A 17,958-nucleotide genomic window follows, 5' to 3' on the forward strand; every position below is an offset into this window, starting at 1 on the left:
CTATCAATCATCTTCTTTCGATTGTTTAATCAATTTTTATGATGAAATCAAAATCCTATCACCCCTATTTGATGGTATTCTTATCGGCATAAAATCAGACAGTCGATAGCAGAAAATAGCCAGAAAAATGAAAAATTCATCAGAGCAACCGACCTTCTATGTGCACGATTATGAAACCTTCGGTATCAGTCCGGCTTATGATCGCCCGGCGCAATTTGCCGGCGTGCGCACCGATAGCGATTTCAATATTATCGCTGAACCATTAGTCATTTATTGTAAACCTAACGACGATTATTTGCCTGAGCCTGAAGCGGTAATGATTACCGGTATTACCCCTCAGGAAGCCCGCAGCAAGGGGGTTATTGAAGCTGAGTTTGCCCGACAAATTCATGATGATTTCAGCGCAGCCAATACCTGTATTCTGGGTTACAACAATATTCGCTTTGATGATGAAGTTAGCCGCAATATCTTCTATCGTAACTTCTTTGATCCTTACGCTTATAGCTGGCAAAACGGCAATTCCCGCTGGGATTTACTGGATGTAATGCGTGCCTGCTATGCCCTACGCCCAGACGGTATTGAATGGCCGCTAAATGATGATGGCCTACCCAGCTTTAAGCTGGAGCATCTGACTAAAGCCAACGGCGTAGAACACACCCACGCTCACGATGCCATGTCAGACGTTTATGCCACCATCGCCATGGCTAAACTGGTTAAGCAGGCACAGCCTAAACTGTTTGATTACCTATACCAGTTAAGAAATAAGCGTAAAGTTGCCAACCTGATCGATATTGCAGAAATGACACCGTTGGTTCACGTGTCCGGTATGTTTGGCGCCCTGCGCGGCAATACCAGTTGGATTGCGCCGTTGGCCTGGCATCCAGAAAACAGTAATGCGGTGATTGTCTGCGATTTAGCCGGCGATATGACACCACTGCTGGAACTGGATGCCGATACGCTACGCGAACGTCTGTATACCCGTCGCGATGAATTAGGCGAAGACCAGTCGCCGGTGCCGCTAAAGCTGGTGCATACCAATAAATGTCCGGTCTTGGCCCCCGCCAAAACCTTGTTGCCGGAAAACGCTGACCGTTTAGGCATTGACCGCCAACGTTGTTTGGCCAATCTACAGCTTTTACGTCAAAGCCCAGACCTGCGCGAGAAAGTGATCGCAATATTTGCCGATGCAACACCGTTTACTCCACCCACCGACGTTGATGGTCGCTTGTATGATGGGTTCTTTAGCGATGCTGACCGTGCCGCTATCCGCATTATCCAACAAACCAAGCCAGAGAACCTCCCTGCGCTAGATTTGACCTTTAACGACAATCGTCTGGAAACGCTGCTGTTTCGCTATCGTGCCCGCAACTATCCGGCAACGCTGGATGACAGCGAACAACGCCGTTGGCTGGCTCACCGACAAGCGATGCTTACCCAAGATCGGCTGGAGAAATATGCCGCCAAGCTTGAGCAGTTGGCGCAAATACACGGCGATAATCCGGAAAAAGTTGCCCTATTAAAGTCCCTGTTCCGCTATGCCGAAGAATTAGTCGGCTAATGGCCTTCTTGCCGCTATGCCATAAACTTCCCGTTATATGGCATAGCTCTCCTTTCCCGCCTGTCTATTCCCCGTTCGCGGGTGTATGATAATCACCAGATTTCATTGAATTTTAGGCAAAAAGAAATGGCGTTCAGTTCCGGTCCTGCTCTGGCGATCTTCTCTTTTGTGCTGTGGGGCATCACCCCTCTCTTCTATCGTTTACTCCCCGATGCCTCACCGCTGGAACTGTTATCACAACGCGTTTTGTGGTCAATACCGCTATTATTGTTAGTTCGTCTGTGTATAAAACAGCGCACCAGTTGGCAGAAGGTCTGGCTGGATAAACGTTCGCTATTATTTTGCCTGCTGGGCACCTGTATTATGGCGATCTCATGGTGTACCTTCACTTATGCCATGACTCACGATCAGGTGTTAGCCGCCAGCCTTGGCTACTTTATTAATCCGCTATTTTCGATTCTGCTCGGTATGATTTTCCTGCATGAGCGCCTGACGCTGTCACAAAAGCTGGCGGTCTTGTTTGCCTTTGCCGGTGTCAGTTATCAGCTATGGCAATATGGTCAGTTACCGGTTCTGGCTCTGATTATGGGCAGCGCTTTTGCCCTGTATGGGTTAATCCGTAAATTTATTCGCTTCGATATTCTGACTGCATTAACGGTGGAAACCCTGTGGTTGGTTCCGTTGGCTATCGGCTTAATGCTCTGGCTACCGGCACATGGTGAAAGCGCTTTGACGAATGCCGATCTTACGCTGCGCATCTATTATGCTCTGACCGCCCCGGTTACCCTGCTACCGCTGTTATTCTTTGCCGCGGCCATTAAACGCACCACCCTGACGGTTGTTGGCCTGTCACAATACATCGAGCCCACGATTCAGTTTCTGCTGGCGATATTTCTGTTCAATGAAGCGTTTGACCGCGTTAAAGGGGTTAGTTTTACCCTAATCTGGATAGGCCTGTTGTTTTGTATGTCGGGACTGTTAAGACATTGGTGGATGCAGCGCCGAAAAACCGTATTGATGGCACGACCTTAATCGAACGGAAAGCAAATTGGACAGGCAAAAATTTATCGCTGAAGTATGTTTCTATTCCCATGGTCAATTATGTCGCCAAACGGCACCAAATCTGACTGGCGGATGCTATCGGCCACACTTTATCGTTAAAGACACCGCTGATTATCTCGGCATCTGTTTTATTGACGGTGATGCGTTGGAATTAGGCAAACCCGCACAGGCTCTGGTTGAAACCCTCTATGATAGGGTAAATTACCAAACTTTATTACAACCCGGCTGCGCGTTTTTTATTGCTGAAGGAGCGGCTATTGTCGGTCAGGGAAAAGTGATTGGGCTGTGGCAGGAGTAAGACTGAAGATTATCATAAAAGCGTGTTTATCACGTTTTAATCCGCCTATGCGGCGGTTAACAATTTCAGTCATTACTCTCTTCCAGTGCTTCATTTCTAAGCCGCCTATGCAGCGGTTCATCTGAGAACGAAAGACTTAGTGAAATCGTTAAATTACTAAGCCGCCGTACTGCGGTTTACATTCTGCATCACACAACGCTTTGGATGCAAATAATTTCTTTGGTTATTATTATCTTGCAAACGGTTTGTGGGGTTAATGTTGTTTGCTTAAGCATTTTCACTCAGTGAACAACGCCCCCGCTATTCCGGTGAAAATCGCAGGTGTAGAGAATCATCTAGATTTCATCAATCAATTTGTTGTCTAAGAGCTAATATCCAGCATTGCTAAAATCAGGGGGATTTGAAGCTAAACGTTATCATTGAGCTAAAACCTGGATTCCGGCTTTCGCCGGAATGACGGGTGGGTGGCATAAAAATGCTTAAGCAGGGAGTATTAGCCTATGCTGCGATGAACTCGCTGCATAATGACCGCGATTCCACGAATCATTTCTAAGCCGCCTATGCGGCGGTGAACTATAAAAAAGTGGCAGCAGGATTTCAGGATATTTTCTAAGCCGCCTATACGGCGGTGAACTCGCGCCCCAGAACTTAAAAAGGTAGCGTAATTTTCTAAGCCGCCTATACGGCGGTGAACTAGAACCATACCCTACTATCTCTCTGTTGTTAATCACTTTTTTTATCTAAAGCCATTAATACCCTTTTTTATTTCGATGATAAAAACCCCTTTAAAATCATGAGAATAAAATAGCCAATAAAAAAAGGGTCTATTGAGATTGCAGCTAAGCATAAAAAAACCCGCCAATATCAACCGGCGGGTTCCGTTACGCTTTAACCGTTTTAGATTGACCTTAATCGGCTTTTATCGGCATCTCTGCTACGTTAGGTTCAATAACCGCGACTTTACCTCGGTTAGCCCCCAGCGTTGGTACCGGGCGGCGAAAACCGCGGGTAATGTACACCAGATAGAGCAGTCCCAAAGCGCCCCAGGTTAGTCCTAAACGCAGTGAGTCAACTTCCAAATTCAGCCACAGAACCACGATCATCACCGTACCAATCAGCGGCAGGATAAAAAAGCTGAAGATATCTTTGGCAGTTTTATTGCGCTTTTGGCGAACAAAGAAAAACCAAATCACTGAAATATTTACAAAACTGAACGCCACCAGCGCACCGAAGTTAATCAGTGAAATGGCGCTTTCCAAATCAAGGAACATCGCCACTAAAGCTACTGCCCCAACGATAAGAATATTGGTTACCGGCGTTTTCCATTTAGGGTGAATATAGCCAAATACTTTTTCCGGCAAAACGTTATCACGCCCCATCACATACAGTAATCGCGCGATACTGGCGTGAGATGCCAAGCCAGAAGCCAATGCCCCAACCACGGTACAACACAGCAGAATAAACTGAAACATCTTGCCGCCAACGTACAACGCAATCTCTGGCGTCGCATTATCCGGATCGTTCAATATGGTTAAATCCGGAAAGTAGAGTTGGATAAAATACGACACCGCGACAAAGATAATCCCGCCGTACAGCGCCGTTAAAAAGATGGCTCGCGGAATCACTTTCTTCGGATCTTCCGTTTCCTCTGACAGGGTACTTACCGCATCAAAACCAAGAAACGAGAAACACAACACGGTCGCACCGGCAATGATTGGCACCAAATGGGCTTCATTAGAGAAAAACGGGCGAGTCATCTCAACCTGCCGCTCGGCCTCTCCTAAATGTAAACCTTGCCAGACCAGGTAAACGAAAGCCACCAAAATAGCGATCTGGAAAAATACCAGTACCATATTCAGGTTAGCAACCCAGTTGACACTCCGCAGGTTAATCACCGTCATCACAAAGACAAACGCCACCACCCAAATCCATGACGCCACGTCAGGGAACAGCGCCGACAGGTAAATTTTAGCCAGTAGCGTGTTAATCATGGGTAGAAACATATAGTCCATCAGAGATAGCCAGCCCACCATAAACCCGACGTACGGATTTATCGCTTTTTGCGAATAGGTATAAGCCGAGCCAGCCTCTGGAAACTGGCGCACCAGTTTGCCATAGCTCAGGGCAGTAAACAGTACCGCCACCAAAGCCAAAATATAGGCGCTGGGTACGTGACCTTCTGTCTTACCTGAAACAATAACAAACGAGTCAAATACGGTCATTGGCGTTAAATAAGCCAGACCAATAATCACGATTTGCCACAATTTCAGTGAACGTTTAAGTTGAACGCGATTGGATACGGATGCAGCAGAAGAACTAATAGACATGACCGTGTTCCCCCGTACTCTCAACTTGTTGACGCGATACAACATAAAGTAGAGAGGCCGCAGGGGAACAACACGATAAGCGGCTGGAAATAAGGGGTATATAGCATCGACTGGCAGAGTTTAAGGCTTGTGGTGCGCCATAGTCGCTGCGGCGGTATTGATTACCGACGCAGAGAGGTGGTTTCAGGATGGAATCTTTCATTTTTATTCCTTATTCAATAGGTTACCGATTTTAAGCGGTATACGTGAATATTTATTAACCTCGGAATAAGCCCTATAAATCTGCAACTGACAGATTTATAACCATTTTTCTCTGGCCGAATATAAAAAAATAACCGACGCCATATTACGTCGGTTATTCAGCTTTGAATGCATTCTGCACCACAAGTATCCCCTTGCCAAGCGTGTGTAAAAAATAATTTTCATCTATTAAAAAATTATTTAAAAAGCTATTATTAAACAATAAGTAAGGATTATTAAAAATATTGAAACATTCTCTTATTATAGCTGTATTAAACTGGTTCACAGGCTAATTGATTGCACAGGCTACAGAAAAGATTTGAAACGATATTTCATTGCCTTTATTGTGTGATCAGTAGCACAATTCTAAAAAATAATTGTATGATAAATTAAATTTCAGCGCAGAGGACTATTTTATGCTGCCGTTCTTGAGGCTTTGTTGGCAATACCTACGAGCCTTTATTCTCATCTACCTTTGTCTACTGGCGGGTAACGCCATTGCTGCCATTCTTCCGCTAAAAATTCCCGGTAGCATCATCGGTATGTTGGTTCTGTTTGCTTTGCTCTGTTCTCAGTTGCTTCCCGTTGCATGGATAAAACCCGGCTGCTATCTATTTATTCGCCATATGGCGCTGCTGTTTGTTCCTATCAGCGTAGGAATCATGAAATATTACCAATCGCTGGTTAACCAGTTTGGACCGCTGGCGATCTCCTGTTTGGTGAGTAGTTTGGTGACGATGCTGATTGTCGGCTACTCATCCCATTACATTCACGGTATTAAAAGACTAAAACCGGACAGTGATAAGGAGCCCTTATAATGTGGTGGGCCATTCCCCTAACGCTGATCGTGTTCTATTCGGCACGCCATCTGGCCATCAAATTTAAAAAGCCGTTGCTGAATCCGCTGTTGATCTCGCTGTTTATCATTATTCCTCTGCTGTTGCTGACCCATACCAGCTATGACAGCTATTTTGAAGGCAGTGAACTGCTTAACTCATTGCTACAGCCCGCGGTTGTGGCACTAGCCTTGCCGCTGTATGAGCAACTACACCAAATTCGAGCGCGCTGGAAATCCATTATTACCATTTGTTTTATTGGTAGTCTGGCAGCCATGATAAGCGGCACCGCTCTGGCGCTGTTGATGGGGGCCTCACCGGAATTGGCAGCATCGATATTACCGAAATCCGTCACCACGCCGATTGCCATGGCGACGGCGGAGTCTATTCACGGGGTACCGGCCATTAGCGCGATCTGTGTGATGTTTGTCGGGGTGTTTGGTGCGGTATTTGGCTATCCCATTCTGAATATGCTGAAAATCACCACTCCAGCCGCCAGAGGCTTATCTATCGGTTCCACCGCTCACGCACTAGGAACCGCACGCTGTGTCGAAGAAGATTATCAGGAAGGGGCTTACAGTTCACTGGCGTTGGTCATTTGTGGCATTATCACTTCACTGACCGCGCCGTTTGTCTTTCCGGTGCTGGTACAGATGTTTAGTTAGCGCAGATCATCCGCTGGTCATGCATTAATCCAATCCTGACCAGCGGAGAATACCGCGGAATAGCCCCGCGCCTTCTTTGATAAAATAAATTCCCCCAGAAATATCCAGTTTATGTCACTATTTGCATTTCCTTACAGGAGAGAGCAAGCAAAAAGAAATTTTTCAGGTAAGCTATACAGCCAAGTTCCGTAGCCGTCAGCCAATAATAATGTCGCTTAGATCTCAATATTCAACAAAATAGCCATATATTAATAACATTGACTGTACATTTGTATTGAGTTTCCTAGAATTGGCGAGCTATTTACGGGATGCCCCAATTGTCCATTACACCTGATCTAAAGAGCCAATTTCATGGAACTGGAACACGAGAGTAAACGTCCGCTTTATATTCCTTATGCGGGTCCTGCCCTGCTTGAAACCCCATTACTGAACAAAGGCAGCGCCTTCACCGAAGAAGAACGTGCAGCCTTTAACCTGCAAGGCCTGTTACCGGAAGCTATTGAGACGATAGAAGAACAAGCTGAACGCGCCTATCGACAGTTTCAGGGGTTTAAAACCAATATCGATAAACATATTTATCTGCGTAATATTCAGGACACTAACGAAACCCTGTTTTACCGCCTGATTGAAAATCACATGAGCGAAATGATGCCGGTGATTTATACCCCAACCGTTGGGGAAGCCTGCGAACACTTCTCCGATATCTATCGCCGCCACCGTGGTCTGTTCATCTCCTATCCAAATAAAGACAATATTGATGACATGCTGCAAAACGCCACCAAACAAAACGTAAAAGTGATTGTGGTCACCGATGGCGAACGTATTCTTGGTCTTGGCGACCAAGGTATCGGTGGTATGGGTATTCCTATTGGAAAATTGTCGCTGTACTGCGCCTGTGGCGGCATCAGCCCAGCCTACACCCTACCGGTAGTGCTGGATGTAGGTACCAATAACCAACAATGTCTGAACGATCCGCTGTATATGGGCTGGCGTCACCCGCGTATCACTGGTGATGAATATTTTGAATTCGTTGAAGCCTTTATCAATGCGGTAAAACGTCGTTGGCCAAATGTGCTGTTGCAGTTTGAAGACTTCGCCCAGAAAACCGCGACGCCACTGCTCAACCGCTATCGCAATGAGCTGTGCTGCTTTAACGATGATATTCAAGGCACCGCCGCCGTAACGCTCGGTAGCCTGATTGCCGCTAGCCGTGCCGCTAACAGCCAGTTAAAAGATCAGACCGTGGTTTTCCTCGGTGCAGGTTCTGCTGGTTGCGGTATTGCCGAACAAATCATCGCCCAAATGATCAGCGAAGGCCTGAGCGAAAGTGAAGCCAGAGAGCGCGTCTTTATGGTGGATCGCTTTGGTCTGTTAACCGATCAAATGCCAACGCTGCTCGATTTCCAGGCTAAGCTGGTGCAAAAGCATGAGTCTCTGAACAACTGGCATACGGAAAATGAAGCTATCTCGCTGCTGGATGTCGTTCGCAACGCTAAACCAACCGTGATGATTGGCGTTTCTGGTCAGTCCGGTTTATTTACCGAAGAAATCGTCCGCGAAATGCACCGTCATTGCGCGCGTCCAATTATCATGCCGCTGTCTAACCCTACTTCGCGGGTTGAAGGCCGTCCGGAAGATATTATCAATTGGACCGACGGTGCTGCGCTGGTTGCCACCGGCAGCCCATTCGCGCCGGTGATGTATAAAGAAAAAGTGTATCCGATTGCCCAGTGTAATAACTCCTATATCTTCCCTGGGATTGGCCTCGGAGTACTGGCAGCTAAAGCAACGCGGGTCACCGATGGTATGCTAATGGCAGCCAGCCGTGCCTTGGCAGATTATTCGCCGCTGGCTAAACACGGTGAAGGTGCGCTATTACCGGAAGTGGACGATATTCAGCAAGTTTCTCGCTATATCGCGCTGAAAGTAGCAAAAATGGCTCAACTGGAGTCCGTTGCCGTTGTCACATCAGATGAAGCGTTGCAGAAAGAGATTGATAATAATTTCTGGAACCCGGAATATCGCCGTTATAGACGTACTTCGTTCTGATTCAATCATTGTTTAATACGGCACCATATTGGTGCCGTATTGCTTTCATCTGGTTAATTTTTCGACAGCCATCCCATTTTTTTCGTTTATGCCATCTTGTTTTCGCGACTTTCGTCAAGTAGCCTTGGAAGGTCCGGGTAAAATAGAAGTATCCAACCATGATATTAAAACGATTGATCTATAGCTTATTAGCGGTGCTGGCTTTATTGCTCGGCACGGCTTTGCTGCTCGATCGTTGGATCAGTTGGCGTACTGCCCCTTACGTTTATGAGAATATTGAAGAGCTACCCGCCAGCCAAGTTGGTGTGGTGCTCGGCACCTCTAAATATGTCCGCACTGGCGTGATTAACCAATATTATCGCTTCCGGATTCAGGGGGCGTTAAATCTGTATAACAGCGGGAAAATCAACTATTTATTATTAAGTGGTGATAACGCGCTGTTAAGCTATAACGAACCCATCACCATGCGTAAAGACTTTATGAAGGCTGGCGTTCCTGCCTCCGATATTGTGCTCGACTATGCTGGTTTCAGAACATTAGACTCCATTATCCGTACTCGAAAAGTATTCGATACCAATGGATTTACGATTATTACTCAACGTTTTCACTGCGAGCGGGCGCTATTTATCGCTATGCACAGCGGTATTAAAGCCCAGTGCTATGCGGTTCCTTCACCTAAAAATATGTTTATGGTGCGCGCCAGAGAAGTGGTCGCCCGTTTGGGTGCCTTAACCGACTTATATATTCTGAAGCGTGAGCCGCGTTTTCTCGGGCCTATGGTGCCAATCCCTACCCCTTACAGCCTTGAGGGGGATGAACAAGAGTATCCGGCGATTTCACCCGAGCAGCTATTTGAGCTGGAAGAGTTAAACAATACGCCACAGGTTCCCCACGCCAGAGCCGCTGCGTCGGTTACCTTATCGAAATAATATCCGTCAAGCGCCGCCATAGCCACTCCATCGGCCCCTGACGAAAGAAGCGCAGCCACAGCAAAGAAAATCCAATATTGATACACCAGATAAACGGTACCAGTGCCAGCAGGCTTAGGCGATCCCATTGCTGATACCAGCCAAACTGATAAAACAGCGTAATACAAACCAACGTCTGTAACAGATAATTGGTAAGCGTCATACGCCCCACCACCGATAAACCGGCAGCCATGGCTGACATTTTTATTCCTTGCCCATAGCCATACCATAAAGCCAAATAGGCTAACCCTTGAATGGCTGAGCCGAGTTCTTTAGGTGCCAAAAGGTAATAGCCGGCTATCACAAAATCCCAGTTAGACTGCCATTGCAGTAACACTACCGGAATCTGAATCAGCAAAGAAATAGCCAACAATATCCAGCCCTGTCGTCGATAAACCGCAGGCGCTATTTGCCCTTTCAGCCAGCCGTTTTCTATCAAAGCGGCTCCCAGCAACATCAATCCCAACAGTTCCCAGCCGTACTGGACTATCACTGAGAATTGAATCTGTAACGTCGCCGCCAGACGAGCTTGTCTTGCTACTTCACCGCCGGCCAGCTTCCATTTAGCCTCTGCGGCTAAACTCTGGGCATCCGGAGCCCAGTAGGCGTTCATGCTATTATCCGTTATCCAACCAAACCACAGTAAAATCGCCAGACCAATAAAATAGAGCAAAATACCGGTGCGCATGAGGCCATCATAAGAGGAAGACGATCGAATAATAATCGCTGCGCCAATACCCACCATACCGTAGGTCAGCAAAATATCGCCGTCCCACAAGTAAACGCTGTGGCAGAAACCCAGTAGCGCCAGCCAGAACAAACGCGATAAGTTCCATCTCATGCTGTATTGGTGTAACAGTTGCAGGCTTGCGCCAAATAGGATGGCAAACATGGTCAGAAAAGTCCCCTGAGCAAATACGCTCAGTAAAGACCAGACTAAACCATCACTAAAGGAAGGGACACCGGCATACGCCGGATTCATATAAGCCGCTTTGGGCAAGCCAAAGCCACCTATATTCATAATCAGTATGCCCAACAGGGCTAAACCACGGACGCTGTCCAACTGAGTAATGCGACGGGAAGGCATTCCTCCCGCCAGCATTGACGCTGAACCATGATGTGGCATCAGAAATCGAATATCTTATAGATGGGAGGAGTAACGAACCGCGCGCAGAAACTCCTGACGGGTACTTGGATTACTTTTGAAAATTCCGCCCAAAGATGTAGTACTGGTTGAACTGGTGGCATCACATACACCGCGTGATTTGACACAGTAATGGGTAGCGTCAATGGAAACCGCGACATTGGTGGTTCCCAACAACGTTTGTAGCGCCAACAAAATTTGCTGAGTCAGTCGTTCTTGCACTTGAGGGCGCTGGGAGAAAAACTGCACAATACGGTTAATTTTAGACAGGCCAATAACATAGTCTTTCGGGATATAGGCAACGCTGGCTTTACCATCAATAGTCACAAAATGATGCTCACAGGTACTGGTCAGGGTAATGTCCCGTACGGTCACCATTTCATCCACTTTCATTTTATTTTCAATTAGCGTGATTTTTGGGAAATTCGCGTAATCCAGCCCGGAAAAAATTTCGTCCACATACATTTTGGCAATGCGCTTTGGCGTTTCCATCAGACTATCATCGGACAGGTCCAGATTCAGCAACTGCATAATCGATGTCATGTGTTCCTGAATTTGCGTTTTCCGTGTTGTGGCATCCAGCACCGGACCGCGCAAAGGCGTTTCTAGCCCTCTGGCCTCTAATGCTGCATGAACTAATATTGCTTCTTTACTCAGCGATGACATCGTCTCTCTCCAACCTGGTTCAATATCTTTGATAAGGATCACACCTTAAGTCAGACACTGTAATTTAGCGAACGATGTTTATCCAGTGGTCTATCGAAATAATGTTAAGAAAACTAACTTTTGTTGTTGTTACCGCTCAGCAAGATTTCCCCATAGCGAGAGACGTCACTGCCTGTATCAGAGGAGTTATCGGGATTCATCATGTGATAATTAAGGCCTGCATTTTTTATGCTTACAGGCCTCAAGATAAATATTTCAAATACTGAGCAGGTCGTTATGCAATAACAATCTGATCCGCGCTAAACATATCAAATGAGATGTTATTCAGCAGTACAGAATTATGACCAAAAGTGAGCAATACCCCTTCATCAGAGACAGAGATATGTTTGGTATAGTCCGCATCGCTGCGTGCTTCCTCCTGGGCGATAAAGATCAGCTTGTCATCCCCCTGAAGACCGTGAATAACATCCTGACCAAACTCCCCTTCAAATATCAGCGTGTTGCCACCACCGTTAATAAATAACTCATCATTGCCCTGTCCCGCTACAAAGGTATTGCCACCTTGAGTGCTGGTCAGCACATCATCTCCCTGCTGACCAAATAGCCATACGCCGGAGAGATCCGTTTCGAGCATATGCTGGTCATCGCTAAACAAGGATTCAGTCCAAGGGGCTAACAATCCATCCGGTGTTAATAGGCCATCATCGCTAACCGTCAGAGATTGCTCATTACTCATTTTAACCGTCGATATCTGCTTAGCTACCGTCATATTTCCATCGCCATCGTAGAAATATAGCGAGTCATCTGGCGCACGAACCACATCAAATTGATCTAATGGCTGATGCAGTTCGAGGGTATTCTGCCCGGTACCACCGTAGATAATATTAAATCCCTTATCTATGGAGAAAATATCATCACCACCAGCGCCGTCTAAATAGTTGATGCCTGACTTGGTTCTAATCAGATCGTTACCCTCGCTACCGATGATAAAGGTTTCGCCGACGTGGGGCTGAGCATAACGATTTAAATCCTCTACCCAGGTTTTCTCTTGCATATTATCCGAGAGATTAGCCACCACCACGGTCGAATCTTTTTCGGTTAGGTTGTACCACTGCGACTCGACAATACGCTGCATACCCTCGTCATAAGCATATGGCATATGCGAGATCCAAGAGAAAAGATTAACAAGTGAGGTCGGAATAAATTTCCAAAAGTCAGAGGCATAATAATCATTGAAATTAACAATATTGTTTGTCGCTGAGACTTTATCTGCATCGTGTATCAAGAATGAGGAGAGTTCCAGTTGCTTACCGTTTAACACGCGGAAAACCGGATCGTTTTCATAACCCACATTAATCACATTACCGGCGGATTCATACTGAGTGGGCGAGGCAAAAGCAACATACTTAGATCCCTGATAAAATCCGCCCCAGTTATCGGGGCTCAATTGAGCAATGCTGTTGGTTGCCGCGCCACCTAAACTGTGGCCGGTAATAATAATATCTTCGCCAGTTAACCCTTGCTTAGTCGCAAATTCAGCAATATCGGTCAGCAGTTGATTAAACGCATTCTTCGGGTAATTAAGCGAATATTCTGGACTTAATCCGGTTAATATATCGGCAACTGCATCGCTAATGGTATCGGTAATTAACGACTCTCTTGGGCCAGTTGTCCCTCTAATACCAATACCTATTTTGATCAAGTTTCCTTCATCGTCGTATTTACCCATCACTTCAGCTTGGGCTGCTCGGAAACCAAATTTTTCACCGAGAAAAGTGCCTGCGCTATTGGTCTTGCCACTATAATTTAACTGTGCCGCACTAATATTTGACCAACCCGCATCATTTATTTTTTGCAGAGATAAACGTTCTGAATCAGGATTTCCGGGGAAATTAGGTAATATGCCTTGTGAAGTACTACTACCAAAAACTGCATCAACTAACGTTAAAGGCAGTCCGATATTAAAACCATGTTTTTGATATCCCTCTTTTAACCCATGATCAAGGTTATGATAGGTATACGTTGTGATAGCCAGACTATCAAGAAATAGCGACTTGGATTCTTGATTTGTCATATTCAGCGAGTTGAACATTCCCATAGTAATTCCTTTTATGTTTAACCGGATAAAAAGGATTACATTATATTGTTTAAACTGTTACTTTTTTATTGGGAATAATTAAATTGATTTTAAGAGAAAATAAAACAAATGAATATACAACCTTCTTCCTGACCTAAACGCTCCTCCCCTCCACTTACCATTTCCAAGCAATCGCTCATAGCATCAAGATTAACCACTTTGGATAATAGTTTAAATCCACACTTATAAGACAACTAAAATAATACTTTCAGGCTAAAAAATTAAAACGATTACACTTACAGATAAAACACCAACTCAGCATAGCCATTATACATGACTATAGATCAATAAAAGCAGAGTGAGTTTCTTATGAAATCACCCTGCCATTTATTGATTAACTGATAATTAAATCACATCTCTGAGAATACATTCATAATAATACCACCAGAGATGATCAGCCCCATGGCAAATATTGCCGGGAAGTCAGGCTTTTGCTTATACAAAATCATGGAGACAATTGTCACACCAACGATACCAAATCCACACCATAGTGAATAAGCGATACCGACCGGCACATATCCCATCGCTTTAGTTAAAGCAAAATAACATAAGCAATAAGAAAAAATAACCAGCACAGAAGGAGCTAATTTACGAAAATTATTCGTCTTCTTAATCATTGAAGTACCGGTAATTTCCGAGCCAATCGATAAAGCCAACCATAAAAATCCGACGCTAAGCATAATTCACTCCTTCCTTATTCTTCCGTTCCCATTTTAGAACAGAGATTCATAATAATAATGCCACTGGCAATAACAACCATACCAATAATCGCCGGAAGATCCGGATGCTGGCCGTAAAAAACCATCCCTAATGTCGAAACCATTAAAATACCGGTACCCGACCAAGTAGCATAAGCCAATCCAACCGGTAGATATTTAACAACGTTAGATAAGGAATAATAACAAATGCAATACAATACAACGATCAATGCTAATAATAATATTTTGGTCGTCCCTTCACTATTATCAAACATTTTTAACGTTGATGTTGCCGAGGTTTCTGACGCAATAACCAAGAGTAACCATAGCCATGACTTAGCCTTTGATGACATAAATACACCCCTTATCATTTATTGATAATATTAATAGAATTGTAAATTTTAAAAATGTTGCCCAACCTGTATTAAAATTATTTTTTATTTGATTTTAAATACTCTATCGCCAAATCCGTTAATCTGGTATCCGAATGAATATCGTATCCTCCATGATTATTCATCACATCATTTAATGTAATATACCGATAAGATAAAGCGTCATTATTACCTTGCTCTTGCTCATCAACTGAAGGTATTAATAGCCGCTGCTCCATTTCATTTGCCGAACAAAATTGAATACCGGAAGCGATCAATATTTTTCGATTATTCTCAATCTGGGCCAAGTGAGGCGCATCTGACGCCATGCCCAATATCTGATTCAGCTCACTTTGCGGATTACAGTTATAATCCAAAGCTACCACCGTCATGGCGCGCATCAACGCATAGTTAATCGTTTTAGCACCATCACGACAAAACAGGCCATTCGCAATCTCACCCATGGTGGCAAAATCCATGAAAGGCACCAACACCCCATCATATTTTGCCAATATCGCGGGCAATAAATCAGCACTCGGCTTAATGATCTCGCCGATCCGGCTCCATTTCTCTTCACCGTGATAAATATGGGCATCATCGGTAATCATAACGGAGAAAGAGAAACGCTCGCACTGGCTAAGGCGGGTATATATCTCGTCTTTATAGCCGCCGGCATTGGTCAGTACTATCAGCACTTTTTTTCTGAGCCTTTTCAGGACCTCATCAACCAAACCGTCTATGACTTTCTCATCCATATCCCCACCTGCTTCAACATCATGCAACGATAAATACGCTGTCATTGGATTTTAGCCCTGCTGCATTGGCTTCATCGGTATCAATATGAAACTCCAAAGCAAAGCTCGGCTTAACGCGAACCACCACCTCATCAAATATCAGACTGCGCTGCCCTGCGGTTTTTACCCGTACCGTTTGCCCATTAGTAACATTCAACATTTGGGCATCTCGCTCATTCATATGAATATGTCTTTGAGCACAAATAACCTGAGATTTAAGATGAACATGCCCAGCGGGACCAACCAATAACGCATCGGCAGAATCCGGTAAATCACCAGACTCACGCACCGGTGCTTTCACCCCCAGCACAAAACAATCGGCTTTAGAGATTTCCAATTGGGTTTTATCCCGTGCCGGGCCGAGTACTCGGACATTGGTGATATTGCCTTTTGGCCCGACGATCATCACGCACTCTTTTGCCGCATATTGACCCGGTTGTTTTAGCTCTTTAAACGGTGTTAGTTGATAGCCCGGGCCAAACAATGCCTCAATATCGCCCGCAGAAAGATGCACATGACGATTAGACACACCAATCGGAATTGAGGCTGATGCACTATTTACATTTGCCGTAAAACCGGGCAGTTTTTGATGAATCTTGGCCAGTAAAGACTGATTTATCATTAATTTAACCTCTTGAATAAATTAGCTATTCAAAAATAATCACTTAACCCTATTTTTTGCTTTTCTTACCTTCCGGCTTTTTATCCTTAACGGGATGATTAACAACCGGAGGTTCAACGGGTTGGCTGGCCAAAACAGGCTCAATTACCGGTGCCACCTCAACCGGTGCCTTAACGGCGACCGGTTTTTTTTCAACGTCCATACTCCCTTTTTTACGACCAAACTGATTAAGCAGCTTTACAACGCTACTATCCGGTCGAGCAATCACTAATGAAGAAACCACCAAATCTGCTGGTCTAACGGCAGCAACCCCGTTTTCTATTGCGGCCTGCACCGCGCTCACTTCCCCCTGGAAGCAAACGGTCACTAATCCAGAACCTACTTTTTTATAGCCGATAATCTCTACGCTGGCAGACTTACAAGCTGCATCAGCCGCGCTAATGGTGGCCGTAAGGCCGCGTGTTTCAATAAGTCCAAGACTCATATTCATCATCATCTCCTGATTAGTGCCTGACCAATCTGATATCAAAATCGAACTGGGTAAAGAAATCCGCTAATCGATCTAACTCTTCATCGCTGTAGCTCGGATCGCCTTTGACCGGATAAATCATGTCCAGCTTTTCATACTTGGTTTTACCCAGCTGATGAAAAGGCAGAATATCAATACGCTGGATTTTGCCTCTCTTCGCCAGCTCCATGACATAGTGAATAGCGCCGGTAATGGCATCATAAGAATCGTTGTAGCCTCTGACTAAAGGCATTCTCACCACGATATTGGCGTTAAGTTCCACCAACCGTTCCAGATTCCTTATCACCCCTTCGTTACCAACACCAAATAACGCTTTATGTTGTTCGGTATCAATATGCTTAACATCGAAAAGAAAAAGGTCGGTACACTCAGCCAATTTTTCATAATTAGCCAGGTTCGTAGTGCCATTGGTTTCAATGGCGGTGTTAATCATCATTTTTTTACATTGGGTCAGCAGTGCCGCGGCAAAATCTGCCTGTAGGCTTAATTCACCACCGCCTAACGTCACGCCACCGCCGGAGGCCTGATAAAAGTCATAATCCTGCATAATGACATCCATCATTTCCCGTACCGTAACGTCCTTACCGACGATATCCAGTGCGTTGGTGATACAAACTTCTTCACATTTACGGCAGCCAATACACTCTGCCGTGCGATCGATACGATGAACCGGATTACCTGCTGCATCGGACTGACGGTAGTGCACTCCGGTAGGACATACCTCAACGCATTTACCACAGTTCACACATCTATCCTGTGAGAACATCACTTGAAAAGCGCTGCTAAGCCCTTCAGGGTTGGCACACCAGTCACAACGGATATTACATCCCTTTAAAAAAATCAGCGTACGAATGCCGTCACCATCATAGATAGAGTATTTTTGGACATTAAAAATTCGTCCTTTTTTCTCCAGGATGTCATCCATTGCTCTTTCTCCTCAAAAAAATCAGCTGACAAAAAATCAATTTCAATCGTCATTAAGTGTTTATTGGCC

At 45.1% G+C, this 17,958-nt stretch carries 18 protein-coding genes; 7 read left to right on the plus strand and 11 right to left on the minus strand.

The features are described from left to right. The first annotated feature begins 127 nt into the window (after positions 1 to 127). The 3 genes from sbcB (at position 128) to EL341_RS10140 (ending at position 2,918) form a co-directional block, all read left to right on the plus strand. On the plus strand, positions 128 to 1,558 hold the full coding sequence (sbcB, locus tag EL341_RS10130; protein ID WP_074823521.1) for an exodeoxyribonuclease I: 1,431 nt from the start codon (positions 128 to 130) through the stop codon (positions 1,556 to 1,558). A 126-nt stretch (positions 1,559 to 1,684) separates the two neighbouring features. Beyond that, on the plus strand, positions 1,685 to 2,590 hold the full coding sequence (gene rarD, locus EL341_RS10135; protein ID WP_126467712.1) for an EamA family transporter RarD: 906 nt from the start codon (positions 1,685 to 1,687) through the stop codon (positions 2,588 to 2,590). Between the two features lie 16 nt (positions 2,591 to 2,606). Then, entirely contained in the window at positions 2,607 to 2,918 is a 312-nt protein-coding gene (locus EL341_RS10140; RefSeq protein ID WP_126467714.1) for a hypothetical protein, read from the plus strand. A gap of 908 nt (positions 2,919 to 3,826) precedes the next feature. Here the strand turns inward: EL341_RS10140 and EL341_RS10145 are convergent. Continuing rightward, positions 3,827 to 5,245: an APC family permease gene (locus EL341_RS10145; RefSeq protein WP_047781266.1), complete on the minus strand. Its 1,419-nt coding sequence runs from the start codon at positions 5,243 to 5,245 to the stop codon at positions 3,827 to 3,829. Continuing rightward, on the minus strand, positions 5,235 to 5,447 hold the full coding sequence (locus EL341_RS10150; RefSeq protein WP_126467717.1) for a hypothetical protein: 213 nt from the start codon (positions 5,445 to 5,447) through the stop codon (positions 5,235 to 5,237). Before EL341_RS10150 ends, EL341_RS10145 begins: the two co-directional genes overlap by 11 nt. Before the next feature lie 454 nt (positions 5,448 to 5,901). Between EL341_RS10150 and EL341_RS10155 the strand changes: the two genes are divergently transcribed. From EL341_RS10155 to sanA, 4 genes are all read left to right on the plus strand, one after another. Then, positions 5,902 to 6,303 carry a CidA/LrgA family protein gene (locus EL341_RS10155; protein ID WP_047781267.1) on the plus strand — a complete coding sequence of 134 codons (402 nt, stop codon included), beginning with the start codon at positions 5,902 to 5,904 and terminating at the stop codon, positions 6,301 to 6,303. Beyond that, positions 6,303 to 6,986: a CidB/LrgB family autolysis modulator gene (locus tag EL341_RS10160; RefSeq protein ID WP_126467719.1), complete on the plus strand. Its 684-nt coding sequence runs from the start codon at positions 6,303 to 6,305 to the stop codon at positions 6,984 to 6,986. Before EL341_RS10155 ends, EL341_RS10160 begins: the two co-directional genes overlap by 1 nt. 351 nt (positions 6,987 to 7,337) lie before the next feature. Further along, positions 7,338 to 9,035, plus strand: coding sequence for an NAD-dependent malic enzyme (locus EL341_RS10165; RefSeq protein ID WP_126467721.1), 1,698 nt, complete (start codon positions 7,338 to 7,340; stop codon positions 9,033 to 9,035). A 161-nt stretch (positions 9,036 to 9,196) separates the two neighbouring features. Beyond that, the gene (gene sanA / locus EL341_RS10170; RefSeq protein ID WP_074823709.1) at positions 9,197 to 9,964 is read left to right on the plus strand and encodes an outer membrane permeability protein SanA; all 768 of its coding nucleotides are present in this window, start codon (positions 9,197 to 9,199) and stop codon (positions 9,962 to 9,964) included. Here the strand turns inward: sanA and yeiB are convergent. From yeiB to cutD, 9 genes are all read right to left on the minus strand, one after another. Next, complete coding sequence (gene yeiB / locus EL341_RS10175; RefSeq protein ID WP_232036552.1) at positions 9,948 to 11,129, minus strand: DUF418 domain-containing protein YeiB; 1,182 nt, start codon at positions 11,127 to 11,129, stop codon at positions 9,948 to 9,950. The two genes, sanA and yeiB, sit on opposite strands and share 17 nt — an antisense overlap. 15 nt (positions 11,130 to 11,144) lie before the next feature. Next, positions 11,145 to 11,813 (minus strand): GTP cyclohydrolase I FolE, encoded by a 669-nt coding sequence (gene folE / locus EL341_RS10180; RefSeq protein WP_047781270.1) that lies wholly within the window; start codon positions 11,811 to 11,813, stop codon positions 11,145 to 11,147. A gap of 274 nt (positions 11,814 to 12,087) precedes the next feature. After that, complete coding sequence (locus EL341_RS10185; RefSeq protein ID WP_047781271.1) at positions 12,088 to 13,911, minus strand: polyurethane esterase; 1,824 nt, start codon at positions 13,909 to 13,911, stop codon at positions 12,088 to 12,090. A gap of 389 nt (positions 13,912 to 14,300) precedes the next feature. Further along, positions 14,301 to 14,630, minus strand: a complete 330-nt coding sequence (locus EL341_RS10190) for a DMT family transporter (protein ID WP_047781272.1) — start codon at positions 14,628 to 14,630, stop codon at positions 14,301 to 14,303. Between the two features lie 14 nt (positions 14,631 to 14,644). Next, on the minus strand, positions 14,645 to 15,001 hold the full coding sequence (locus EL341_RS10195; RefSeq protein ID WP_047781273.1) for a DMT family transporter: 357 nt from the start codon (positions 14,999 to 15,001) through the stop codon (positions 14,645 to 14,647). Positions 15,002 to 15,078: 77 nt separating this feature from the next. Next, a complete protein-coding gene (locus tag EL341_RS10200; RefSeq protein ID WP_126467723.1) occupies positions 15,079 to 15,819 on the minus strand; it encodes a hypothetical protein in 741 nt (246 codons plus the stop codon). After that, positions 15,794 to 16,435: a phosphate propanoyltransferase gene (pduL, locus tag EL341_RS10205; RefSeq protein WP_047781275.1), complete on the minus strand. Its 642-nt coding sequence runs from the start codon at positions 16,433 to 16,435 to the stop codon at positions 15,794 to 15,796. The genes EL341_RS10200 and pduL overlap by 26 nt, the downstream gene beginning before the upstream one ends. A 49-nt stretch (positions 16,436 to 16,484) precedes the next feature. Beyond that, positions 16,485 to 16,919 carry a BMC domain-containing protein gene (locus EL341_RS10210; RefSeq protein WP_373876071.1) on the minus strand — a complete coding sequence of 145 codons (435 nt, stop codon included), beginning with the start codon at positions 16,917 to 16,919 and terminating at the stop codon, positions 16,485 to 16,487. Between the two features lie 19 nt (positions 16,920 to 16,938). Beyond that, positions 16,939 to 17,889, minus strand: coding sequence for a choline TMA-lyase-activating enzyme (gene cutD, locus EL341_RS10215; RefSeq protein ID WP_047781277.1), 951 nt, complete (start codon positions 17,887 to 17,889; stop codon positions 16,939 to 16,941). Positions 17,890 to 17,958 lie beyond the last annotated feature (69 nt).

The sequence above is a fragment of the Pragia fontium genome (assembly GCF_900638655.1).
GTDB lineage: Bacteria > Pseudomonadota > Gammaproteobacteria > Enterobacterales > Enterobacteriaceae > Pragia > Pragia fontium.